This is a genomic window from Microbulbifer maximicatervae (SeqCode), from assembly GCF_052467305.1.
The window spans coordinates 3,998,064-4,022,673 of the sequence record NZ_CP174306.1; the positions used below are offsets into that span (position 1 = coordinate 3,998,064).

At 43.5% G+C, this 24,610-nt stretch carries 17 protein-coding genes; 11 read left to right on the plus strand and 6 right to left on the minus strand.

Going from position 1 to position 24,610, the window contains the following annotated elements:
- Positions 1–63: 63 nt before the first annotated feature.
- The 4 genes from dxs (at position 64) to tcuB (ending at position 6,515) form a co-directional block, all read left to right on the plus strand.
- The gene (dxs, locus tag ACJJI4_RS17515; protein WP_444925945.1) at positions 64–1,980 is read left to right on the plus strand and encodes a 1-deoxy-D-xylulose-5-phosphate synthase; all 1,917 of its coding nucleotides are present in this window, start codon (positions 64–66) and stop codon (positions 1,978–1,980) included.
- Between the two features lie 140 nt (positions 1,981–2,120).
- Entirely contained in the window at positions 2,121–3,971 is a 1,851-nt protein-coding gene (locus ACJJI4_RS17520; protein ID WP_444925946.1) for a DUF885 domain-containing protein, read from the plus strand.
- An 80-nt stretch (positions 3,972–4,051) separates the two neighbouring features.
- Positions 4,052–5,461 (plus strand): FAD-dependent tricarballylate dehydrogenase TcuA, encoded by a 1,410-nt coding sequence (gene tcuA / locus ACJJI4_RS17525; protein ID WP_444925947.1) that lies wholly within the window; start codon positions 4,052–4,054, stop codon positions 5,459–5,461.
- Positions 5,448–6,515 (plus strand): tricarballylate utilization 4Fe-4S protein TcuB, encoded by a 1,068-nt coding sequence (gene tcuB, locus ACJJI4_RS17530; protein WP_444925948.1) that lies wholly within the window; start codon positions 5,448–5,450, stop codon positions 6,513–6,515. The genes tcuA and tcuB overlap by 14 nt, the downstream gene beginning before the upstream one ends.
- A gap of 18 nt (positions 6,516–6,533) precedes the next feature.
- Here tcuB and ACJJI4_RS17535 read toward each other — a convergent pair whose 3' ends face one another.
- The 4 genes from ACJJI4_RS17535 to ACJJI4_RS17550 all read right to left on the minus strand — a co-directional run bounded on the left by ACJJI4_RS17535 (position 6,534) and on the right by ACJJI4_RS17550 (position 12,476).
- On the minus strand, positions 6,534–8,612 hold the full coding sequence (locus ACJJI4_RS17535; RefSeq protein ID WP_444925949.1) for a TonB-dependent receptor: 2,079 nt from the start codon (positions 8,610–8,612) through the stop codon (positions 6,534–6,536).
- 574 nt (positions 8,613–9,186) lie between these two features.
- A complete protein-coding gene (gene speA, locus ACJJI4_RS17540; RefSeq protein ID WP_444925950.1) occupies positions 9,187–11,121 on the minus strand; it encodes a biosynthetic arginine decarboxylase in 1,935 nt (644 codons plus the stop codon).
- Between the two features lie 10 nt (positions 11,122–11,131).
- Positions 11,132–11,461, minus strand: a complete 330-nt coding sequence (locus ACJJI4_RS17545) for a DUF2218 domain-containing protein (protein WP_444925951.1) — start codon at positions 11,459–11,461, stop codon at positions 11,132–11,134.
- 331 nt (positions 11,462–11,792) lie between these two features.
- Positions 11,793–12,476, minus strand: a complete 684-nt coding sequence (locus ACJJI4_RS17550) for a response regulator transcription factor (protein ID WP_444925952.1) — start codon at positions 12,474–12,476, stop codon at positions 11,793–11,795.
- A 476-nt stretch (positions 12,477–12,952) separates the two neighbouring features.
- Here ACJJI4_RS17550 and ACJJI4_RS17555 point away from each other — a divergent pair, with 476 nt between their 5' ends.
- The 6 genes from ACJJI4_RS17555 to ACJJI4_RS17580 all read left to right on the plus strand — a co-directional run bounded on the left by ACJJI4_RS17555 (position 12,953) and on the right by ACJJI4_RS17580 (position 21,770).
- On the plus strand, positions 12,953–14,335 hold the full coding sequence (locus ACJJI4_RS17555; protein ID WP_444911550.1) for an MATE family efflux transporter: 1,383 nt from the start codon (positions 12,953–12,955) through the stop codon (positions 14,333–14,335).
- 125 nt (positions 14,336–14,460) lie between these two features.
- On the plus strand, positions 14,461–16,308 hold the full coding sequence (locus ACJJI4_RS17560; protein WP_444925953.1) for an IucA/IucC family protein: 1,848 nt from the start codon (positions 14,461–14,463) through the stop codon (positions 16,306–16,308).
- On the plus strand, positions 16,295–18,214 hold the full coding sequence (locus ACJJI4_RS17565; protein ID WP_444925954.1) for an IucA/IucC family protein: 1,920 nt from the start codon (positions 16,295–16,297) through the stop codon (positions 18,212–18,214). Before ACJJI4_RS17560 ends, ACJJI4_RS17565 begins: the two co-directional genes overlap by 14 nt.
- Positions 18,198–19,505 carry an AMP-binding protein gene (locus ACJJI4_RS17570; RefSeq protein ID WP_444925955.1) on the plus strand — a complete coding sequence of 436 codons (1,308 nt, stop codon included), beginning with the start codon at positions 18,198–18,200 and terminating at the stop codon, positions 19,503–19,505. Before ACJJI4_RS17565 ends, ACJJI4_RS17570 begins: the two co-directional genes overlap by 17 nt.
- 43 nt (positions 19,506–19,548) lie before the next feature.
- Entirely contained in the window at positions 19,549–20,925 is a 1,377-nt protein-coding gene (locus ACJJI4_RS17575; RefSeq protein ID WP_444925956.1) for a DUF6005 family protein, read from the plus strand.
- Positions 20,922–21,770, plus strand: a complete 849-nt coding sequence (locus ACJJI4_RS17580; RefSeq protein ID WP_444925957.1) for a sugar phosphate isomerase/epimerase family protein — start codon at positions 20,922–20,924, stop codon at positions 21,768–21,770. The genes ACJJI4_RS17575 and ACJJI4_RS17580 overlap by 4 nt, the downstream gene beginning before the upstream one ends.
- Before the next feature lie 53 nt (positions 21,771–21,823).
- Here the strand turns inward: ACJJI4_RS17580 and ACJJI4_RS17585 are convergent, their stop codons facing one another.
- A complete protein-coding gene (locus ACJJI4_RS17585; RefSeq protein ID WP_444925958.1) occupies positions 21,824–22,711 on the minus strand; it encodes a carbon-nitrogen hydrolase in 888 nt (295 codons plus the stop codon).
- 58 nt (positions 22,712–22,769) lie between these two features.
- Positions 22,770–23,804, minus strand: coding sequence for an agmatine deiminase family protein (locus tag ACJJI4_RS17590; protein WP_444925959.1), 1,035 nt, complete (start codon positions 23,802–23,804; stop codon positions 22,770–22,772).
- Between the two features lie 473 nt (positions 23,805–24,277).
- On the opposite strand from ACJJI4_RS17590, the gene ACJJI4_RS17595 reads away from it, so the two are divergent.
- On the plus strand, positions 24,278–24,595 hold the full coding sequence (locus ACJJI4_RS17595) for a DMT family transporter (RefSeq protein ID WP_108734565.1): 318 nt from the start codon (positions 24,278–24,280) through the stop codon (positions 24,593–24,595).
- Positions 24,596–24,610 lie beyond the last annotated feature (15 nt).

Below are 24,610 nucleotides of genomic sequence, written 5' to 3' on the forward strand. Positions count from 1 at the left end.
ATATGCCCGCCACGGGCATACAATCCCCCTCAATATCACCATCTGTTGCAACTGATACATTTGATGCTCGAAGAAATTCCACGCACACGCCCGCAGACACCGCTTCTCGACTCGATCGACGACCCGGCGCAGCTGCGCGCCCTCGATGAACGCCAATTGCCGGAACTCGCCAGCCAATTGCGCGAGTACCTGCTGTATTGTGTCGGCCAGACCGGCGGGCACTTTGGTGCCGGTCTCGGTGTGGTGGAACTGACCATCGCCCTGCATTACATATTCAATACCCCGGAGGACCGGCTGGTTTGGGATGTGGGCCACCAGACCTACCCCCATAAAATCCTCACCGGTCGCCGCGAGCAGATGCTGTCCATGCGCCAGCAAGGGGGCCTGTCCGGCTTCCCCAAACGCAGCGAGAGCCCCTACGATACCTTTGGTGTCGGTCACTCCAGCACTTCGATCAGCGCCGCCCTGGGTATGGCCCTGGGCTCCCCTGACGATCGCAAGGTAGTGGCGGTGATTGGCGATGGCGCCATGACGGCGGGAATGGCTTTCGAAGCCCTGAACCACGCCTCACATACCGGCAAGGACATGTTGGTTGTTCTCAATGACAACAGTATGTCTATCTCAAAAAATGTCGGCGGCCTGGCTACCTATTTCGCCAAAATCCTGGCCAGTAAAACCTACCTGAATATGCGCGAGGGCAGCCGTAAGATACTGTCTGCCATCCCCAAAGCCTGGCAATTGGCGCGACGTACCGAAGAGCACGTCAAAGGCATGATCACGCCGGGCACCCTGTTCGAAGAGTTGGGCTTCAACTACGTGGGTCCCCTGGATGGCCACAATATGCACGACCTGGTCCACACCCTGCGCAACTTGCGCAGCCAGCCGGGCCCGCAACTCCTGCATATTGCCACCACCAAGGGCAAAGGCTTCGGCCCCGCTGAAGAGGATCCGGTGGGCTACCACGCGCTGAACAAGCTGGAGCCGGAAGCCAAGGTGCAAGTGGCCGTACCCGGCAAGAAGAAACTGCCCAAGTACCAGGATATTTTTGGCCAGTGGCTGTGCGATGCCGCAGAACAGGACGAGCGCCTGGTCGCTATTACCCCGGCCATGTGTGAGGGCTCCGGTATGGTGGAGTTCTCCAAGCGCTTCCCGGACCGCTTCCACGACGTAGCCATTGCCGAACAGCACGCCGTCACTCTCGCTGCGGGCCTCGCCTGTGAAGACCAGAAGCCGGTAGTTGCTATTTATTCGACATTTTTACAGCGCGGCTACGACCAAATGGTGCACGATGTGGCAATCCAAAACCTGGATGTCACTTTCGCCATCGACCGCGCCGGCCTGGTGGGCGAAGACGGCCCCACGCACGCGGGTAGTTTTGACCTCACATTTATGCGCTGCCTGCCCTACCTGGCTATCGCCGCGCCCAGTGACGAAAACGAATGCCGCCAGCTGCTCTATACCGCCTACCAACACAACGGCCCCACTGCTGTGCGCTATCCACGCGGAACCGGTATGGGTACCGCCATCAACAAGGAAATGACAGAGCTACCGATCGGCAAGGGGCGCCTGTTGCGCCAGGGCAGTGGTGTAGCCATCCTCAGCTTCGGAACCTTACTCGGCCCCGCTATGGCCGCTGCAGAGCAGCTGGGGGCCTCCGTAGCCGATATGCGCTGGGTAAAACCCCTGGACGAGACACTGATCGATGAACTTGCCGAGAGTCACCAACTCTTAGTTACCATCGAAGAGAACACCATTGCTGGTGGTGCTGGCAGTGCCGTACTCGAATACCTCAATAGCACTGCGCGGTCGGTACCGGTTCTGCAACTGGGGCTTCCAGATCAAATTATTGAGCACGGCAAGCACAAAGACCTGCTGGCGGCCATCGGCCTCAATGCCTCCGGTATTGAGGAACAAATTCGCAGGCGCTTGCAACTGATCAATCACCAGGAGTTTAGCAGTCGCACAGCGGCAGCCAACTGATCCAGCCCGCCTTTGGCAGCCAGCTGATTCTGCTGGCTGCTCTTCGAATACCCGGCAATAAATTGCCGGCAGTGGTAACAAACCACCCATTGACTAAATCCGGCCACTATTTGGGCCACACGTTTTCACTTGAGGGGATTATGTCGTTTATCAGAAAAGCCCTATTTTCATCCCTGGGACTTGTTGTGAGCCTCAATACCTCGGCGATGGACCAGGACACCTTCCGAAAAGCCTACAAATCCCTTCCGGAGAGCAGCGCCTCAGAGCGGCTCACTGCCCTGCAGGATTTGCGCTATCGCTGGATAATGGAGAGTTACCCCAGCCTAGCAACCTACGAAGGCTACCCAGGGCAAAATCATCGCTGGGTGGATAACTCTCTTAAGTCTGTGGAACTGCGTCAAAAGCAGACCAGGATCCTTTTAGGGGCTGCACGTAATATCGATCAAAGCGATCTGCCAACCGAACAGCAATTGGATTACCAACTGCTTTACCAGGACTTGTTGGGAGAAGTGAAAGGCTTCCAGTTCCCGGATCATCTGCAACCGCTTACCCATATGAGCGGCATCCAACGCAGCATACCGGAAGTGATCAATAGCATGCCCAAGCGCACTGCAGCCGATTACGAAACAATAATCAGCCGTCTGGAAAGGTTGCCAATCCTGATTGAACAAACCCAGGGGCTGATGCGCCGGGGTCTGCGCAAAGGAGTCACACCACCACAAATCACCCTGCGCGACCTGCCGCGTCAAATACGCGCACTGGTACCTACCGCGCCGGAGCACAGCCCATTGCTGACAGCATTTAATCAAATGCCTGAGGCCATTCCAGCAACTAAGCGGAAAAGTCTGCAGCAACGCGCCTATGCCATTTACAGCAAACAACTGGTACCGGCCTGGCAGGGTATGGCTGAATTTGTTGAGCGCAAATATATTCCCGAGGCCCAGGTAGATACCGCTTTAACCAGCCGCCCTGACGGTCTGCGCTGGTACGCCCATAAAGTGGAAGAGAATACCACCACCGACCTCAGCCCCGAGGAGATCCACCGCATTGGGCTTTCGGAAGTGAAGCGAATTCGCGGGGAGATGGATAGAGTTATCCAGAAGACAGGCTTCCAGGGAGACTTCAAAGCATTCACCGAGTTTCTGCGTACCGACCCGCGCTTTTACCACACCAGCCGGGAGGGGTTACTGCGGGATTACCGCGATATTGCCAAGCGCATTGATGCAGAGCTGCCTGCCCTGTTCGGCACCTTGCCGCGCCTGCCCTATGGTGTGAAACCGATACCCAGCTATTCAGAACAATCCCAAACAACGGCTTATTATCTGCCCGGCTCCAACGAAGCTGGCCGTGCAGGTATCTTCTTTGCCAATACCTACAACCTGCCCAGCCGCCCGAAATGGGAAATGGAGGCGCTCACAGTGCACGAGGCAATGCCGGGTCACCACCTGCAAATTGCCCTAGCACAAGAGCAAACTGATATTCACCCGCTGCGCCGTATGACTTTCTACACTGCATTTGTAGAGGGGTGGGGCCTTTACTCCGAGAGTCTCGGCTACGACCTGGGCCTGTATAAAAATCCCTACAGCGAGTTCGGTGCACTCTCTTACGATATGTGGCGTGCAGTGCGTTTGGTAGTGGACACCGGTATGCATCAGCTGGGCTGGAGCCGCGAGGAAGCGATCGAATACTTTATGGAGAACAGCGCCAAACCGCTCCACGATGTGACCGTCGAGATAGACCGCTACTTAATTTGGCCCGGTCAGGCCCTGGCCTACAAGCTTGGGCAGCTCAAAATTAAAGAGCTGCGTGCGGAAGCGGAGGAAACCCTGGATAGCAATTTCGACATTCGCAGTTTCCATGACGCTCTGTTGGGATCTGGGGCACTGCCATTGAATATTCTTGAAGAGCGCATGGACAACTGGCTGGAAAGCCAGGCCTCTGTATCTGTTCACATCGACATGCAGCAAGCTGAACAACCCGCCACCAGCTGACGATTTTTTGCGGCAGGAATTGCCTGCCCGCCTATTTATTCTCAATTTTCACCTACCTTTTGCAATGGAACACTGATCCATTGCAAAAGGGTTTTCTATCGGTGAACACTCACTACGACCTCGCCGTAATTGGGGGTGGCAATGCCGCTCTGTGCGCAGCTATAACTGCTGCCGAACTCGGGGCCAAGGTGATTATCCTGGAAACTGCCCCCAAGCCCTATCGAGGCGGCAATTCCCGCCACACCAGGGATATACGCTGTATGCACCGAGGCCCCCTGGGTCCATTGGAAGGTGATTACAGTGAAGACGAGTACTATGAAGACCTGCTAAAAGTTACCGGGGGTAAAACCAATGAGCAGTTAGCTCGGCTGGTTATACGCTCATCAGAAAAAGCGCTTCCCTGGATGCAAAAGCACGGCATTCATTTCCAGCCGCCTCTGTCCGGCACTCTATCCCTCACACGTACTAATGCCTTTTTCCTCGGCGGCGGTAAGTCCCTGGTTAACGCCTATTACCGAACTGCAGACAAATTAGGCATTGATGTGCTGTATCGGGCACACGTTAAGCACCTGCAGCTGAAAGGCAATCTTATTGCTCGTGTCGACTATGTTTACGAGGGACAGCAATACCAAATTGAACCCAGGTCAGTTGTAGCAGCCTCCGGCGGATTCGAAGCCAATCTTGAGTGGTTGGAAAAAGCCTGGGGCCCAGCTGCCGAAAATTTCCTGATACGCGGAACACCTTATAACCGGGGTGTGGTCTTGGAAGATTTACTGGAGCAAGGCGTGCAGTCCGTCGGAGATCCCACCCAGTGCCATGCAGTGGCAATTGACGGGCGAGCGCCGAAGTTTGATGGGGGCATAGTAACCCGCCTGGATTGTGTCCCCTTTTCCATCGTCGTTAACAAGGATGCCCAGCGCTTTTATGACGAGGGAGAAGATATTTGGCCCAAACGCTATGCCATCTGGGGCCGCCTTGTCGCACAACAGCCAGACCAAGTGGCTTTTGCAATTATCGACTCCAAGTCTTTAAAAATGTTTATGCCGTCAGCATTCCCTCCTACCGAGGCGAATACCTTGGAGGAACTCGCGGAAAAAACCGGTTTACCCTCTGAAAAACTGATCGATACCATAGCAACCTTCAATGCTGCTTGTGGCAGTAGTGACGCTTTTCACCCCACCGAGCTGGATAGTGTCGCCACTACCGGCCTGACACCAGAAAAAACTAATTGGGCCCGCCCCATCAGCGAGCCACCATTTTACTGCTATAGCTTGCGCACCGGGGTTACCTTCACTTATCTGGCGCTCAAGATTGATGAGAATGCCCAGTGCAGCACTGCCACAGGGCCGGTAAAAAACTTGTGGGCTGCAGGGGAAACCATGGCCGGGTCAATCCTTAGTCAGGGATATTTGGCTGGGTTGGGTATGATGATCGGCACCGTTTTTGGGCGTATTGCTGGAAGGGAAGCCGCTAACTATGCAAATGGATAATTTGGAAGAGGCACGGCGGCAAGCAGAAATCTGTAATGCCTGTCGCTATTGCGAGGGCTACTGCGCCGTTTTTCCAGCACTTCAACTACACCGCTCTTTCTCAGAGGGAACCATCACCCAGTTGGCCAATCTCTGCCACAACTGCCGAGGTTGTTACTACGCCTGCCAGTATACCGATCCCCACGAATTCAATATTAATATTCCCCAAGTCATGGCCGAAGCGCGACAGAAAAGCTGGGAAACTTTTGCCTGGCCGGGAGGTATTGCTAGAATGTTCCAAAAACGCGGCAGTCTGATCGCCCTGGCTACTATCATCGGATTTGCCATCATCTTTTATGTAATAAGAGTATTGAAACCCAGTGGTGGTGAGGGCTTCTACGCAATTGTTTCTCACGCCACTATGACCAGTATTTTTTTACCGGCCTTTCTTTATCCGCTGTTTAGCCTGGGGATAAGTTTACGTCGCTACTGGAGGAAAGTCGGCGGGGAAAAAATTACCTGGGGTCAATTTAGAAGTGCATTAATTTCAGCAGGAAAACTAAAGAATCTATCCGGGGGCCACGGAGATGGATGTAACTTCGAAGAGGAAGACCGATTCAGCAACCAGCGACGATACGCACACCAAGCTGTTCTATACGGCTTTTTATTGTGCTTTGCAGCCACCTGTTCGGGCACAGTAATGTATTACTTTCTGAACATGCCAGGGCCATACTCGATTTTTTCTGTACCCAAATTACTTGGTATCCCCGGTGGATTACTCATATTAGTGGGGTGTAGCAAGCTTATTCAGCTAAAGCTCAAGGCTGATCCAGAACTTGGCTCAGCAAGGGTTTGGAGCGGGGAGATGGGGTTTGTTGGCCTACTGTTATTTATCGCTCTCAGCGGTCTATTACTATTTGCCCTGGGGGGAACAGCTGCACTACCCCTACTATTGGATTTACACTTGGGTGCAGTTCTCGCATTTTTTTTACTTACGCCCTACACCAAAATGGCTCATGGTTTTTATCGGATGGCAGCTTTGATTCGTGATGCTCAAATGAAACCTGAAAATTAAAAGCAAGCCCTTTCTACATTACCAATCAAAATTAATTCCGAAGTAAATTGAGCGAGGCTCTCCGGGGAAATAGCGGCTACCACTAAAACTACTGTAATCCGCGCGCTCAGCATAGGCTTTATCGGTAATATTCAGTATTCGAGTAGAAATTTCATATTGTTTCCACTGCCAGGCCAAATGGAGGTTCAGTAAGTCATGTCCTGGATACCGATAAGCATTTTGAGGATCTGTAAAATAGCTACCCTGATGTAACCATTCAAGCTCCGCTGATACCAAAGAATTCGGGGACCAGTGAAGTCGATAACTACCAAAGGTCTTTGGCGCAGAATCTACAAGATTTCCATCCAGTTCTACACCTTGCAACTCCCTTTGATCTGCATAGCGATGTTCTGCATAGCTGGTACTCACCTCTAGCCGTAAGCTTTCAGTGAATTCATAATCTACAGCCAACTCAACTCCCCAGTGCCGGGTTTTGCCATTGGACTGGTTAAAATAGTCAGCATCACGAAATATTACATTCTCCTTTTTCATCGTATAAGCCACCCACTCATATGACAAAGAGTCGCCTATTTTCCTCAGCCCTACTTCAAAGCTATTAATTTCCTCTGGATCCAGCTCTGCTACCGTCTGCTCTCGCTGTAATCGATATAACTCTGTCGCTTGGGGTACACGATAACCCTGGGCCAATTGAGTAAAGAGTTGTAGTTCATTACTTAACCATAATAGCGCTCCCAACTTGGGGGATATATTGTTAAAGCTATCTTTTCGGTCATTTGGCCGGCTAAACCGACAGCCTCCAAAGTCACAGGGTAATCCATTTTCACCTGTGCGCCCGGGAAGCATTTGATTGTCGTAGTCATAGTGTGCAGATTCAATCCTGACTCCACCAGTGACTTCTAATTGATCATTAACCTTCCAGGTTGCCGATGCATAGGGGGCGATATTCCAGGCTACGACTTCATAATCGTAGTGCTTTCCCTCTGGTATGGTTGCCTGCAGAAATTCAGAGCCCTCGGTAACACTCTCTTGGGCTTCCAGGAGATATCCTTTACTTAATTCAGTATCTATACCGGTTAGCAGATTAAGCTTTTCACCCAGTTCCAGATAATAACCGCTTCTTATCCCAACACTCTCCTGGCCATTTTCCTCCATTGGTTGCCCCGGTAAATAATGCTGCAGAAAACGCATGTCAGTTTTACGGAGGTAAGGAGCCAAATGTAATTGACTAGTTTGATTCACAGGTATATCAATCAGAGAGTAAAATCTGAGAGAATTGGCATCTCGAAACGCCTCTGGATTAGGGTTGGTACGACTCAATCGACGATTGCGGTAAACTCCGTCACCCTCGAGGTAACCAGCCGTCTCCTGATTTAAGCTTGTCGCTACTAGACGAGTTCGAACTCTGCTATCACCGACCTGGTGGGTATACTGGATGCTAGCCTTTTGCTGGTCCAATCCTGACTGATCCCTATATCCTCCATCAGTCATCAAATACAAATCTGCACTGATCACATCACCTTCACGACTGAGGCGATGATCTGCTGATACACCCAATCGATAGTAATCGTGGGGCCCCCCTTCAGTGTTGAGAGATCCATTCTTTCCTTCTACAGGATCGCGGCTGATAACATTGATCAATCCATGCATTGCATTAGAGCCATAGAGGGTACCAGCAGGCCCTCTAACAACTTCGACATGCCGAGCTGTCTCGCTGAAGGATTCAAATAACTCATTGATATTACAAAATCCATTTGCTCTCAGTGGAATCCCATCCTCTGCTGTCAACAAACCACCACAGGCTCCCGCACCAGTCAGTACCGGGGAACGTAGGGCTGGCAGGTATTCCTGTCCATTCCCTCTTGCTAGGTTTGCTCCAGGTACACTCACCAGGCTTTGTTGAATATGGGTATTACCACTTTTTCTGAGCACATCATTATTTACAACAGAAATACTCTCCACCCGCTGTGAAATATCCTGTTCATATCTACCCGCAGTCACAACGATAGTTTCAATCTGAGTTTCACTGCTATGTGAAAAACTGATCGGAAGCAGAGCCAGTGCAATATAACCCAAAGTGATCTTATTTATGATCCTCAAGTCCACATCCCTATTCTTTAAAAGATAGAATATCTTATGTTGTGACCAGATAATATCAGAAAATCATATTCATGATCCTTATAAATATTAGCTAACCCTAGTTTCCTTACTAAATGGCGTAAAATTTAATATTTTAATTCTCGTTACTTTTTACGCAATAAAAAATGCAAGTAACAATCAGACAAAGAAATAAGAAAGATCAAAACTCTTAACAATTTTTACAGAGAGATTATCTTTCGAGCTCAAGCACACTAAAGTATAAAAGTAAGTATATTCAGAGTTCTGCACTGGTCATAAAGAAGAATAGATTCTGTATAATTGTATATACTATCACTTTAGAAAATTATCTGGCGCTAAAGTAACCAATATAAACCTAAAACACTAAATCAGGATAGGTGCTAACAGCATAACTATATAAAAACAAAGAATTTATTAACGTGGTCAGGAGCTAGCTTCACAGAGTAGGGCTTAAATATTTTAGCCAGATCGAAGATCTGGCATCGTCGACATACTTAGATTTAAGCCTTCATATATACAGATAAAGATTTAAACAGGTCATGTCTCTCACTGGTTTCTAATCTCTTTCATAATAGGTATAACCTTGCATACTTGCATTGAAGGTCTTAATTATTTGCTGGCGTTCACGAGCACTAATACGCCCACTGCGAACAGCCGCTTCAACCTTATTACGAAAACGCGTCTTTACTTCATGCGGCTGATACTCGACATAGCTTAAAACATCCTCAATAGTATCCCCATGAACCTCTTTCACAAACTCAAAGCTGGCATCTGAATTCAGTCTCACACTGACAACATTCGTATCACCAAATAAATTATGCAGATCACCCAGAGTTTCCTGATAAGCGCCCACTAGGAAAACACCGAGATAATACTCCTCACCGTGCTTTATTGAATGCAGAGGTAAGGTTTTTTCGACTACCTGGTTGACTACGAATCGCTCAATTTTTCCATCACAATCACAGGTAATGTCGGCCAAGATAGCACGCCGACTTGGAGCCTCATTTAGTCGATGAATAGGCATAACAGGAAATAACTGATCAATAGCCCAGCTATCAGGTAAGGACTGAAATAAACTAAAATTACCATAATAGATATCAGCTAATGAATCTGCCAAGCCTTCCAGATCTTCAGGTATTCGCTCCATTTCTGAAAGAGTCTCTTTTATACGATGCAAAACATTGTAATAAATTGTCTCTGATACAGAACGAACACGAAGATCTATTTGGCCACGCTTGAATAATTCGCGAACTTCGTCCCGATAAAACTGCGCATCATTGAAGCACTCTTGCAATCTTTGAGGCTTCAAATAAGTCAGAATTTCACGCATATTTTGAAGCAATTGATGCTCATCTTCCTCAGCTTCTTTTAGCTCTTCTGAGTCGAAACTTACAACATCAAGGATATTAAAGAGCAAAATTGATGTGTAGGCTACAGTAGCACGACCAGACTCCGTAACAATTATCGGGTGGGGTAAGTTCTTGCTATCTAATGTACTCTTAATTGTATCAATAATATCTTCGCAGTATTCCTCAAGTGAATAATTGCGGCTTTGCCCGGTACTTGATTGTCTACCGGTGTAGTCAACTGCTAAACCACCACCTAAATCAATATACTTTAATGCCGCGCCCTCTTTACATAAATCGGAGTAATAGCGACAGGCTTCTAATACACCACCGCGGATATCACGGATATTAGGAATCTGAGAGCCCAAATGGCAATGTAGTAACTCAAGGCAATTGAGCATTTGATGCTCTTTTAAGTAATCAACCACATGTATAAGTTGACTTGATGACAGTCCGAATACACTTCTCTCACCACTGGTAGCACTCCAATGTCCACTCACTTGAGTCGTCATTTTAACGCGCACTCCAATATGAGGAAAAATATCTAACGCTTGACTTCGCTCTACAATAATCGGCAATTCGGTTAAGGTTTCAATAACAAAGATACATTTCAATCCAAGTTTTGTTGCCTCTAACCCCAATTCTATAAATTCTTGGTCCTTATAGCCATTACAAATAATTAGGCTATCAAGTTCTTCGATGGTGGATAAAGCTGCAATCATTTCAGCTTTACTACCAACTTCAAATCCATGTTGATAGCGAGAACCAAATTGAGCTACTTCATCGACAATTTGGGCCTGCTGGTTTACTTTAATTGGATAAACACCTTGGTATTTATTCTGGTAATCCAGTTTTTCGATTATCTGACGGAAAGTTTCATTAAGTGAGCTAATACTTTTATCAAGAATATTCTCGACACGCAGTAAAACAGGCATGTGTAAATCGCGGTCCCGCATACCCTCTACAATTTGCATCAAGGGAACAGCATCTGCCTCTTCATCACTAGGATTTTTTACGACAACATTACCCTGTGAATCTATATCGAAATAACCATTGCCCCACTGGTTAACACCATAAATATTCCCTGCCTCAGCTATATTCCACTGAGTATTAACTTCACTCTCGAGTTTATCTTTCTCTAACATCTTTTTACCATTAAGAATTCATTAGATTCCACTGAAGTGAACATTCCACACCTTTCGCAAATCGTAAGAAGTGGGAATCAATGCAATCTATGATCTCTTTTAACTCCGCATCAGAGTTAGCACCACAACACAAATCCAATTGATCTCCACTTCCGTTCATATCACAGAAACCCATATCAAACTCAATATGGCCGCACTCGCTGCTCCAGTGGGCATTAACTTTGTGAGCGAAGTGCTTACATAAACGCCTAATCATCCTCTCGCTGTCAATGTGAATTACCGTTGAAAAAGCTAAAAATTGCCTATCATGCTCAGCCTCAACTTTATTAATAGTGCTCATATCCCCACTTCTTAATTAATTCACTTTATGCCGAGCCAACTTTTAAACGAAAAGATGTATTCAGCAATTAACACCTTTGGTAATGATAATCATTATCAAAGATGTTAATTGCTTTCATGGCCGAAAAAAACCACTTTTACAATTGTTACGGGAGCATAATAGCTAATAAAAACCGTCGACAATTAAAACGTTTTGAACTCAAAGACAGCTTTAAGCTTGCTGATGTTAAACAAGCCTGATTAGAATTTTAGAAAGGAAAAAATACTTGAATAATGCCTAAACCGATACTTAGTACACCTAAATTTACCGTTTAACTTAAGCTAGTCTTTTATTATGAAAATCTATAACCTTTGCCATGAATCGTAGCAAAGCGGTCAGCCGATATACCAACTTCAATAAACTTTTTCCTGATACGACTAAGATGCATCTCAAGGCTTCGATCATAACGGGAAAATTGCCTGTTGAGTACCGCACGATATAAAAATTGCTTACTAACTACCTTGAATCGGTTCTCAGCGAGTATCCAAAGTAATCGAAACTGAATAGGTGTAAACGCTAAATTATCTCCCCTATAAAAAACCTGCTGCCTTGATTTTAATAACCTTAAATGATCGATATCAATCTCACCCTCAATGTTACTTTCCCCCTTGTGAGTCCTACGCAGTATTGCGTTTACACGCAGCACTATCTCAGTGGAATCAATCGGTTTGGATATAAAATCATCAGCCCCCTGCCGAAAGCTCTCTATCCTTTTTGCCGTTGTATTAACTGAAGAGAGAACAATTACAGGCGTTTGGCCCCAGCTACGTATAGCCTGTAAAGGTGATAAATCATCATTGGTGGGCAAAAACGCATTAACTAAAATAAGATCAAAATAGCCTGCGGGCATCACCATCAACCCATCACTAACATCTTGACATTGAGTGACATCAAATCCTTGCTTTTGCAAAGTGCCGCTCAATTGTCTGCTTATTTTAGTATCACTTTCCAATATTAAAATATGCGCACTTGCCACAACAGCCTCTTATCCACAACCAAATTAAAACTTGAATTTTTTGAATCCAAAATTATTCATAGCGCAAAAATACTCTCGCCCACGGACGACCTTAATATGGGGGAACCCGACTGGAACCTACACATAGCTCTTACTTTTGACGTCTGACAGTAATTTTAATAGTACATTTTCTAAACTATTTTCAATGGATACACATATGACTTACCAGGACATTTAGCACTGCAAAACATCAATACTGCTGCGCACTTCCTGTACAACCATTGCCCGGGACACGCCACCAGCATGCTTAGTGCCCAACACAATATTGCATTGGCTATAACACAAATCTGTTCACATTTAGAACATCAAAACTTCACGATGCAGCTTTATGTATCAACCTAAATTCACCGATATTAATGATAATCACTATCATTTGCAACAAGTGGAATATATAATACTGCCTCAGAACCTATTTTCTCATGATTTGAGACACTTTAATGTCAGCCCAAAATCCAGCGCTTTCCGGTCGTATCGTCAAGACTTTTTTTTACTATGTACTACCTTCAATAGTCGGCTTAGTTGCAATAACAAGCGCCAACCTGATTGATGGCTTTTTTGTCGGCAACACCATAGGTACAGACGCTCTCGCTGCAATCACTCTAATGATCCCGTACTTCACCTTGTTGATAGCTATTGCCATCATGCTGGCAATAGGCGGGGCTGTGAGCGTAGGTAAAGCCATAGGTGAGAAAGATCCGAAAACAGCAAACGCCATCTTCAGCCAATCCCTTATTGCCGCTGTGGTTATTAACACTCTGTTAGCGCTGGGCAGCTTAGCCTTCAACGATTTACTTTTTGAAATACTCAATATTTCAGCCCAGGTTGCTGTATTAGCAAGGGAATATTTCGACGTCATTCGCTGGGTGTTCATTTTACAGTTAACCACAATGGTGCTGTATTATTTTGTACGTGCTGATGGCCATCCGATATTAGCCACATGTGCATTAGTAATCGGCGCTGTTCTCAATATTATTCTCGATGCCTGGTTTATCGTGTACTTGGAATTCGGATTAGCTGGGGCTGCTTATGCAACTGCAATAGCACAAGTTATACAATTTTTAGTATTGAGCCGTTATTTTTTTAGCAAGAAAAGAACACTTAAGTTCGAATTACAACAAAGAAACTGGAAACTACTTCTTAACTCAGCTTATAACGGTATATCAGAGTTTATAAACGAGATATCTGTTGGTATTATTTTTTTCATTCTAAATACTTTAATGATAATGCGGCTAGGCGTAGATGGTGTAGCGGCATTTACTCTGGTCAATTACTTCATTTTCTTAAGTGTCATGCTTAGTTATGGTTTAGCTGATGCACTTCATATCGTTGTCAGTCAAAATTTTGGCGCTCGGCACTTAACTAGAGTGAAATCTTTTTTGTCAATTGCAATATTAAGTACCATCTGCCTGGGTATCATAATCGTTGCGCTGCTCGTTTTTTGGCCAGAAACTGTTCTGAGTTGGTTTACCAATGAACAAGATCAGGAAATATCCCGAGTCAGCATGCAATTGCTGCCATTGTTGCTTCCACTATTTTTAATTAATGGGACTAACATCGTCTTAACCTGTTACTTAACAGCAATACACAAACCAAAACCTTCAGCTTTAGTTGCTATTAACCGCAGCTTATTATTCCCCGCCGTATTTTTGATTGCCTTTTATTATATGTTGCCCAGCTGGCACTTATTACCAGCAGCAATAAGTGATTTATCATTTATTGTTGCACTGCCATTAGCAGAATGGTGCACCTTTTTGTTGGCCGCCTATTTTTGCTACCAATACAGGCCTACGAAGCTGAAAGTAAATCAAACTTCAGTCTAAGTAACGCCAAGTGAGATACAGCTCTAAAACAATAGTAACAATTGTAAACTTACTTGCTGGTGAGAATGTGTATCATTATCATCTGGGTAAGTTCTTTTACTTAGTATCTCCAGGAGAATATCGTCATGCCATTCACCGCAAAAGAGCTGGCGGAAAAGGCTTCTTTTCAAGCATTTGCTAATGCATATATAAGAGAAGTTGACCCCGGTGTTTGGCATACAAGCTCTGATTGGCAATTACAAACTGGTGTGGCCCTTGAAGAAGAAAATGGTTATGCACTAGAACTTTATTTGAACGGAACTGGAGTTACACTTGCTTTAGAGGCTTCTTATCGTTCAATTGTCGGCCGACATGTATTTACTAAAAGCTATCGCAAATTAGCAAATCAATGGAATTGGCAACCCATAGATTTTACTTCTGCGATTATGATGTTAATAGATAACATTTATGCAAAAGATAATAACCAAAACAATAAGCCAAATACTCCAGCCAACAAAATAGAACTATTAAATCGCACTTTAGAAAGTCTTCAAATCATGCAGGATTATCTTACTAAGCGACTAGATGATCCTACACTTAATAGCTCCGATTATATTTGTTCTGAACAGTCTCTGTTATTTGGACATTGGCTTCATCCAACACCCAAGTCACGCCAAGGCATTCACTCTTGGCAACATGAAAAGTATACGCCGGAATTGAAATCTAAATTTCAATTACACTTTTTTGCCGTGTCAAAAGATCTTCTGGAGCAAGATTCTTTACTCGACGAGAGCGTTGAGGAAATTATCAATAATATATTAGGGGCCGATATCGATATTGATATTGATATCGATAAACAACTAATACCTGTACATCCCCTACAAGCACAGTGGCTGTTACACCAGGACTATGTTCAGCATTTACAACGTGACGGATTAATTGTCGACTTAGGTCTTATGGGTAAGATGTTTACGCCCACTTCTTCTGTCCGCACTTTGTACTGCAGTGAGCTGAATTATATGATTAAGCTCTCGATCCCTGTAAAAATAACTAATTCGCTAAGAAAAAATATGGCTCACGAATTAGATCCGGGATTAAATGTTGGAAAGTTGTTCTCATTAAGCAACTTCAAGCAAAAATTTCCACAGTTTGTTTTAATTGAAGATCCTGCCTTTATTACTGTTAAATTACCTAATATGCAGGAAACAGGCTTTGAAACTATTATACGGCAAAATCCATTCAGTAGAGATACAAACAGTCTAGAACTACCCACAGTTTCAATCGCTGCATTGGTACAAGACCCTATCTTATCCGGAACTCAGTCTAAATTAGCGCAGCAAGTTTTAAGCTTGGCTTCCAAGCAGGGCATTAGCGTAGAGGAAGCAGCGTTAAAATGGTTTAATTGTTATTGGCAATGTGCAATTGAACCAACAATTAGACTTTACGATAGTCAGGGTATTGGTTTAGAAGCTCATCAACAAAATTCTCTATTAACTATTTATGATGACTGTCCAATTAGATACTACTACCGAGACAATCAAGGTTTCTACTTGTCAGAAAAAATGCAGGATAAGTTGCTCGAAGCTGTACCTGAGTTGAGGAATAATCCTGACTTATTTTATCCTGACAATATGATTGCAGACCGGTTTGGATACTATCTTTTTGTCAATCAGTTATTCTCAATTATTGGCCGTATGGGACAAGATGACCTTATTGATGAGAATAAACTATTACAATTAAGTTACAGCAAGCTTAATTTTCTAAATTCTAGGGTACTGACAAGCGTCGGCAAAAACTTTACAGATAGATTATTTAATAATTCTAGTATTCCCTGCAAGGGAAACCTTCTAACTCGCGTTGAAGATGTTGATGAGCTGGAAGCGGAAAAAGAATTAGCTGTTTACACTAATATACGAAATCCTTTCTTCGACCTGCATCAAGAAAGCTTGACTACCCATAAGCAAGTTAACGAGGTGACTCTTGCTCACAGTTAACCCACAGCAGCATTTATCTCAACAAGACTTAGAAATCTCTCCTTATAAAAATTCTGACAGCCACTTAGCTGAAGAAAAAAGAGTGATTCGCCAGCTCTTGGAAGCATTGTTGTTCGAGCATCTTTGTGATTACTCTTATCACGATGGTTTTTTCTATTTTACATTAGGAAGATCTTTTTATCGTGCTTCAGGAAGAATTTCTGGTTTTAGTCGAATTAGAATCAATACAGAAGAAATGTTTTTTTCTCAAAGAGATGAAAAGCATGTAGATACAAAACTTCAGGCACAATGGATAAAAAATATATCTCAAAGCATTGATTGGCAACCAATAACACTAAATGCCCTTGTTGAAGACTTGCCTACTTCAGTAGTAGTAAAGAAAAAGCTGGCAATTGAGCTCGAACAAACTGTTAAACTTTGCCAGTGGAACAATAAGCATTTAAACCGCCATATAAGCCGTCGTGAATTAACATATACCCAGTTAGAGTCTGCAATTGATGAAGGGCACCCTTATCATCCATGCTTCAAGGCACGAACTGGGTTTAGTGAGCTTGATCATAAACTTTATGGTCCAGAGTTTGGCAATAATTTTCAACTACATTGGTTGGCGATTAGACGATGCTATTTGAAGCGTCGATTTAACTCTGTAACTGAAAAAATATTTTGGGAAACTGAGCTTGGTGAACAATGTTACCAGCAGTTAAATACACAAATTAAAAATCTAACTTCCGATAGTACTGCATTTTCATTGATGCCCATCCATCCATGGCAGTGGAAGTTTTTAAAAGATAAACTTGAGCCCGCTATTGCTGATGGACAAGTATTTTACCTTGGAGAGGCTGGCGATCAATATCAAGCCAGCATTTCTATTCGTACATTATTAAATATTAGCCATCCTGAAAAAGCTAATATAAAACTACCTCTGAATATAATTAATACTTCTTCACTACGCACTATAGAAAGTCACACCATTTGTACTGCACCTGCTATATCAAACTGGTTAATACAAATTCTGGAGTCGGATAACTACCTGAAGCAAAATATGATTTTGCTGGCGGAGTACGCCGGAATAAGGCCTACAAATGATGGCACTGAACATCAGGAATGGATTGAGAATCTCGATGGTCAATTGGGTGTAATTTTTCGACAGAGCCTGCACTCATACTGTGATGAGAAAACTGTAATACCTTTTGTAGCCCTAAGTATAATAGAACAAGATGGCAGCCCTTTTATCGAGCCCTGGATTGCCGAATATGGTTGTCATAGTTGGCTGGAGAACCTGCTCGAAAAGGTGATTATTCCCATATGGCACTTACTAGTTCATCACGGTATTGCAATTGAGGCGCACGGGCAAAATATCTTATTGCAACATAAAGATGGTTGGCCTGAAAAAGTTATAGTGCGCGATTTTCATGAAAGCATGGAGTACGTTCACAATTACTTAGCACAACCGGAATTAGCGCCTACTTTTACTGACTTCGAGGAAGAATATAGTTTTGGCGGGCCAAACCAATATTATTGGATGGAAAGTGTCGAAGCTTTGCGCGAACTTTTAGTAGATACCTTATTGGTTTTTAATTTATCTGACTTGGCCGTATTACTTGAAGATTACTACCAATTTCCAGAAAGTGAATTCTGGAAATCAGTTTATCACAGCTTTAGAAAATATCAGCAATCAAACTTAACTGATCAAAAGCGCATAGCCCAAATCGATTTATTCCAACCGGAAATTAAAACCGAATCACTATTGGATAAGAAATTTCGCGGGAATCGTGAAACAGAATTTCATCATCACATAAGAAATCCGTTAGCAGACGCTGCTTTACATGATACCCAAAAGGAAACCTCCAAGACATCAATATCAGTGCCAGCAGTACCAGGAAAATCCTATGCTTACAATAAATGATAAGTTTTATAGTAAAGAAGACTTTAACGAGCAACAGCAGTCCTATGTCTCAATAAATACTATTAATGAGAGTAACGCTGTTGCGGTATGTGTTGAAGATAATTTTATTTGGTTGACTCTATGTTATTACTTAAAGTCAAAGAAAATATCTGCCATGCCTATCCACCCCAGTGTTCCAAAGGATACTGCAAAGCGTATGGCAGAAAAAGCTGGCTGCGAATTGCTGATTTATGGTGACTTAGCAGGATTAATTGAGCTACCGGCAACTAATTTGAATAAATCTGAAGCAGGTATTATTCAAATGAGCTCCGGCACCACAGGTGAACCAAAATGCATATTGCGAAGCTGGGCGGATATTGATATTGAGGTAAAGAGTTATTGCCAGGCTTTCAGCGACCCGGACAGCATGACTCCAGTTGTCGCTTGTCCCGTTACCCATTCATATGGATTAATTTGTGGCGTAATGGTTGCTCTGAATCGGGGTCAGTCACCACTGATAATTAGCAATATCAATCCTAAATACCTTATCAAGAAGCTGCAGAGTTGTCAGCGTCCGCTTTTGTATTCTTCTCCGGTAATGTTGCAGGGATTACTACGTTTATGGCCGGCCAATAGCAAACTATTTGCTGCTATGACTTCAGGTTCCACTATGCCACAACAGGTATTTGAGCAGATTCAGGCACGTGTAGAAAACTTATATCAACAGTATGGATGCTCTGAAGCGGGCTGTATTAGTATAGGACAGGATTTATCTGCTGCTAACGATCAAGGAAAGCCATTACCTCATGTCGAAATTACCTGTGGTAATCTCGACAATAAACAGCAAGAGATAGTTGCTTATGTAAAAACTGCATCAGGAATTAAAACTGTTAAAACACAGGATATCGGATATTTGAGTGAAAATGGTCGACTGCATTTTCTTGCACGAATGGATGACACAATCATCGTATCAGGGCTAAATGTATATCCTGCAGAAGTAGAAGATATCATACTTGAACACCCGCAAGTTAATGATGTAGTGGTATTTAAGATAGATGATCAATTTGCGGGCCAACGAGTTTGCCTACAGTATGTCGCTTCCCCAGCAATAGACCCCTCCGAACTACGCCAATGGTGCAGTCAACACTTAGCACTATTTCAAGTACCGCAAATATTACAGCCGGTCGATGAGATAATGCGAATGGCTAACAGTAAAGTGAACCGTAAGCAGATTGCGCTGAACTATCAACAGAACATACTAACCAGAACAAATAAAAGTAGTGAAGGAAAACAAGCTGAAAGAGCCAACTAGTAAGTAGGGGCTATCTATTGAGCAAACAAACAATATATTAATTATGCAAAAGACTGAAATAGTAGATTCGATTCAGAGCATACTTACTAATGAGTTGAATCTAACACATATAGAAGATGTTCAGCTTCACTCCAAGCTAAATGAAGATTTATACCTTGATTCCGTACTGATCCTGCAAGTACTTATTAGCTTGGAATTAAAGCTGGGAATTGATATACCCGATGAAGCCTTGAACTTGAAGGATTTTGATACAGTCGATAGCTTTAGTGAGTTTATATTAGGCCGGGTTAACTATAAGAGCGAGAATGGCGCTTCTCCCAAACATACCGATCCTCAAGAGAAATCAGGAGTCGAAATAGCTCCAACAGAACAAGCTGAAGAGCAGACAGAAGAGTTTGAGGATATTAAAGTACATTGTTTTGTGAGTTGTCTATGCGAGTGTATCAAAGCAAATGATCATGTTGACCATAGACCATTTTACTTTGGTGTATGGGACGCCGATGTTGTAGTTGATAATGATTATTGTATCAACTATCACGCTGAGAATTTGAACCATGACTTCTTTCGAAACTGGTTCGAGAAAATTTATGGTGTCGAGGTAAAGTCCTGGTACAACCAAGGCTTATCCAAAAGCGACAATATTAACACTTTACTAACATTACTAGACAATAAATCTGCCAGTCAGAACATAATGGTAATGCTAGATATGTATAGGTTGCCAGAACGCGAAAATAAGTTTAACCAGAATCCATTCCCTCACTACGTAATGCTGGAAAATAGTCAAAATCCAGAAATGTTATTTATGTGGGATCCTGATTTTCGCTGGGAAGGAGAGCAAAATAAAAAACAAGTATTACACGCAATTGAGTCGGATGCTGTTGCTGGCGGTTATATCTTTGATAGCAGCCAAATTAAACCAAGCTCCAATCAGGCAATCCATGACTATTTTACTACCTGTTTGAACTTAAACAATAATCCGATGACGGATGCTGTGCGAAAAATTGTCAAGGCACATTTGGCTCCTGAAAGTCAGCTATGCCCCTCTAATTTGAGCCATGCTCTCACTCAGCTTCCCGTATTGGCTATTCGAAAGTATGCCTACGAACATGGCTTAGCATATTTTATGTTGCAACTGAATTTGGATTTTGATGAATTTGAAACATGGTGCGACATTATTGAAGAGTTAGTTTCCACTTATAAGCAGATTCAATTTCGTTCTATGAAAATCGCGAATTACGCTACTGAAGGAAACTATCCATCCGAATCATCGACAGATATTAAAACAGAAATCATGCAGCTACTGGATCAACAAGATCAGCGAGAATTTAAAATCAAACGTCAGCTACATACATTATTTCAACAATGGCAAAACCATGTAGCTATTACTAACAAAGAACGTTCCAATGAGGTGTGCATATGATTTTATCTATCTGTACAATCTCTTTTCGCCATCAACTGGTTTCAATTGATCATTTAGCAAAGTGGGCGAAGCATAATCATTTTCAGGGTATTGAATTGTGGGGAACTCACGCAAAAAATCTCGCCTCTCAACCAGAATATAATAAAAATTGGTTGGCGGACTACGGCCTAAAAATCACGATGTTAAGTGATTATTTAGCGCTATATGCCACTGAAGCAGAGTTACATAAACAAGTAGAACATTTATGTTACTTAGCAAAACATTGGGGCGCTAAGAAAATTAGGACTTTTGCCGGCTCCGAGGCAAGCGCAAACACATCTGAGCATGGCTTTGCACGATTAACAAAGACGTTGCGCAAGGTCTGTCAATGGATGTCCCGACATGATCTCAACTTAATTATTGAAACACATCCCAATACATATGCGGATTCCGTCCCAGCAACAAAAAATTTATTACAGAGCGTTGCTTGTGACAATCTTCAAATCAATTTTGACGTACTCCATGTCTGGGAATCAAAAACTGAAGTGATCCCAGCTTTTGAGGCTTTAAAAGATAATATTAATCATATCCACTTAAAAAATGTAAGTTCTGCAGAATTCCTGAATGTGTTCTCGCCTGCTAATGTATATTCTGCTTCTGGCTCGCGGGAAGGTATTGTCCCGCTGTTTGATGGCGCTGTTAACTATCAGGAATTCGTAAGTCATATTAGTCAGCATCCAGACAAGAGAGTCCGCAACATTGAAGCTTCACTGGAATGGTTTGGTGATGACTGTAAAGAAACACTAGCTAGAGATAGATACCTAATTCAACAACTTCAGCAGTGTCGCGAACCACTAGCCATTTAGTAAATTGGGTCTGCTAATTTCTAGGAAATCTGGCAGACCCAAACTATCAACTCTTAATCACGGTAAATTTTCGTTAAGTCTTGGTAATGATCGACACGTCTATCTCGCAAGTATGGCCAAATACGACGTACTTGTTCACTTTTCTCCATATCTATATTCGCAATTAGTATCTCACCATCACTTTCACTTGCACAGGCAAGTAGCTCGCCCTGTGGACCACAGATAAAGCTATTACCCCAGAAATCAATGCCGGCAGAACTTCCACTGGAATCACTTTCATGGCCCACACGATTACAACTAATAACTGGTACGCCATTCGCTACCGCGTGGGACCTTTGTAAAATTTTCCAGGCTTCAAGTTGCCGTTGCTGCTCAGCCGCATCATCGCGCGGGTCCCATCCAATTGCGGTTGGGTAAATCAGTAATTCTGCTCCAGCCATTGCCATCAGTCGGGCAGCTTCAGGAAACCATTGATCCCAACAAACCAATATGCCCAACTTGCCAATACTCGTATCTATAACTTCAAAGCCCAAATCACCAGGCGTGAAATAAAATTTTTCGTAAAATCCCGGATCGTCCGGAATATGCATTTTTCGATACTTTCCGGCAATAGAGCCATTTTTATCCAATACCACTGCAGTATTGTGATAAATACCTGCAGCACGCTTTTCAAACAGAGAGGTCACTATGACCACGCCGAGTTCTTTTGCAAGCCTTCCAAAATAATCCGTACTGGGTCCGGGGATCGTCTCAGCTAAATCGAATAAACTCACATCTTCTGACTGACAAAAATATAGGCTACGATGCAACTCCTGCAGCACTACTAAATCAGCGCCTTCACTCGCTGCGGCACGTATTCCCTGAGTTGATCTATCAATATTTTGTTGGCAATCAACAGTGTTATCTTGCTGAACAAGTGCCACTTTAACTATGTTACTCATTAATAAATTCGCTAGATTGTTTAATTTTAGATTAGATGCAAAAAATTATTTTTAACGCCTAATTAGCCATGAGGTTTTTCGGCAGCTGCATAGTTAAACAATGCAAACTACCGAACTGTTCGATAATGGGCCGGCAATTAACTGCAACTATCTGATGCTCCGGAAATGCCATCTGGAGAGTTTGTAACGCCTCAGTATCTTCTTCAATATCATATACAGGAGCTAGTACCGCATCATTGATAATTAGAAAGTTGGCATAAGTGGCAGGTAAACGCTCGCCACTTGCATTTACTTGTCCGCTAGGCCATGGTAATTCCAGCAAATTAAATGGTTTCCCATCAAGTGAGCGCATTTGTAATAAACTCTGCTTCATTTTCTCAAGTTCATCAAAAAAACGATAACCACTTTCATTACAGCCCTGATAGACAATAGTTTGGCTAGGTGCGAACCGTGCAAGAGTGTCGATATGACTATCTGTATCATCGCCCTCTAATGCGCCATGATCCAGCCATAGAATATTCTTTGCACCTAACTCAGTTTTTAGCAGTCCCTCGATATCCGCTCTTGTCATGCGGTGGTTACGATTTTTATTTAGCAGACAGCGCTCAGTCGTTAAAAGGTTGCCCTTTTCATCAATATCTATTGCTCCACCTTCAAGAACGACGTCAATTTTTCGCCAATTACAGATACCCAATTGCTTAAACATTTCCTGGTTAATCTGATTGTCTAAATCAGCCGGGTATTTGCTTCCCCATCCATTAAACGTAAAATCGAGAGCAACAACTTCTCCTTGGCTGTTCACTACTGAAATTGGGCCATGATCTCTCGTCCAACTATCATTTGTAGCAACAACAACAAACTGAATGTTCTGAATTATTACATTAGCCCCATGTAATAACTGGCTAATATGTATTTTTAAAACCTCATCATGACAAACGACTACCAGTTTTTGCCGAGCAGTTATAGCTTCGCAAATAGAAATATAAACCGCTTCTACTTCGTTTAGTATCGGTTTCCAATCAGTATCCGCATGGGGCCAAGTGAGCATTATTGCATCTTGCTTGGCCCATTCAGGTGGCAATCTATTTGACATAAGTTTTAATTACTTTATCTGATAGTTATTTTAAATTTACAAGGGTATTGAACCAGTACCAAATGATAATAATTATCATTACAATGATATAGAAAAATTCATTTCGCGCAAGTTTGGGCTCTGATTTAAATAGACTTTCGCACAGTTTTATCGTTTTCCAGATTTCATCTGGAAAACAATGCAAAGCCCTCTCAGTAAAGATTTTATTTATCATGCTCCACAACTTCCTCCGAAACAATGCACTTGGCAATGTAACTAATAGATAGCGTATTAAGAGCTCAAACGGGTCCGGCTGCACTTTGAGATTAATTACTGAATGGGAGCGAGGCACAGCTATCCACCTGACTTTCAATAAAGCCATCTCAGCTATTCTCAACTATATCTGTTCTAATACGGGAAAGACTTGTTTACTGACATGTCAACATTGATTTCTCCGCTAGAAGCAAATCGCCGAGTCTCTTTAAAGGAATATCATGGCCTGGTTCTACTTAATACTCGCCGGACTATGCGAAATTGGTTGGGTGCTTGGACTGAAAATTTCACAGGGCAGTAACACCCGCCTTCTGGGTGTGGTTATGGCTGTGGTATTTATTGGGGTCAGTGGATTTCTTTTGTGGCTGGCGCAACGGGAGATACCTATTGGTACTTCCTATGCGGTCTGGACGGGAATTGGTGCCGCCGGAGCCTTTGCGGTAGGGGTGCTGTTCTTTGGAGACTCCACCAGCCTTGGACGCTACCTGGGGGTTTTGCTCATTATCTTAGGCGTTGTCACGTTAAAACTCTCTCATTAATTGAGAAGCACCCGG

Excerpts from the sequence above, each read along its gene's own strand:
- ACJJI4_RS17595 (WP_108734565.1), top strand. The coding sequence starts at position 24,278 with ATGGCCTGGTTCTACTTAATACTCGCCGGACTATGCGAAATTGGTTGG.
- speA (WP_444925950.1), bottom strand. The coding sequence starts at position 11,121 with ATGTTAGAGAAAGATAAACTCGAGAGTGAAGTTAATACTCAGTGGAAT.
- tcuB (WP_444925948.1), top strand. The coding sequence starts at position 5,448 with ATGCAAATGGATAATTTGGAAGAGGCACGGCGGCAAGCAGAAATCTGT.
- ACJJI4_RS17570 (WP_444925955.1), top strand. The coding sequence starts at position 18,198 with ATGCTTACAATAAATGATAAGTTTTATAGTAAAGAAGACTTTAACGAG.
- dxs (WP_444925945.1), top strand. The coding sequence starts at position 64 with ATGCTCGAAGAAATTCCACGCACACGCCCGCAGACACCGCTTCTCGAC.
- ACJJI4_RS17575 (WP_444925956.1), top strand. The coding sequence starts at position 19,549 with ATGCAAAAGACTGAAATAGTAGATTCGATTCAGAGCATACTTACTAAT.
- ACJJI4_RS17580 (WP_444925957.1), top strand. The coding sequence starts at position 20,922 with ATGATTTTATCTATCTGTACAATCTCTTTTCGCCATCAACTGGTTTCA.
- ACJJI4_RS17585 (WP_444925958.1), bottom strand. The coding sequence starts at position 22,711 with ATGAGTAACATAGTTAAAGTGGCACTTGTTCAGCAAGATAACACTGTT.
- ACJJI4_RS17560 (WP_444925953.1), top strand. The coding sequence starts at position 14,461 with ATGCCATTCACCGCAAAAGAGCTGGCGGAAAAGGCTTCTTTTCAAGCA.
- ACJJI4_RS17520 (WP_444925946.1), top strand. The coding sequence starts at position 2,121 with ATGTCGTTTATCAGAAAAGCCCTATTTTCATCCCTGGGACTTGTTGTG.
- ACJJI4_RS17590 (WP_444925959.1), bottom strand. The coding sequence starts at position 23,804 with ATGTCAAATAGATTGCCACCTGAATGGGCCAAGCAAGATGCAATAATG.
- ACJJI4_RS17545 (WP_444925951.1), bottom strand. The coding sequence starts at position 11,461 with ATGAGCACTATTAATAAAGTTGAGGCTGAGCATGATAGGCAATTTTTA.
- ACJJI4_RS17555 (WP_444911550.1), top strand. The coding sequence starts at position 12,953 with ATGTCAGCCCAAAATCCAGCGCTTTCCGGTCGTATCGTCAAGACTTTT.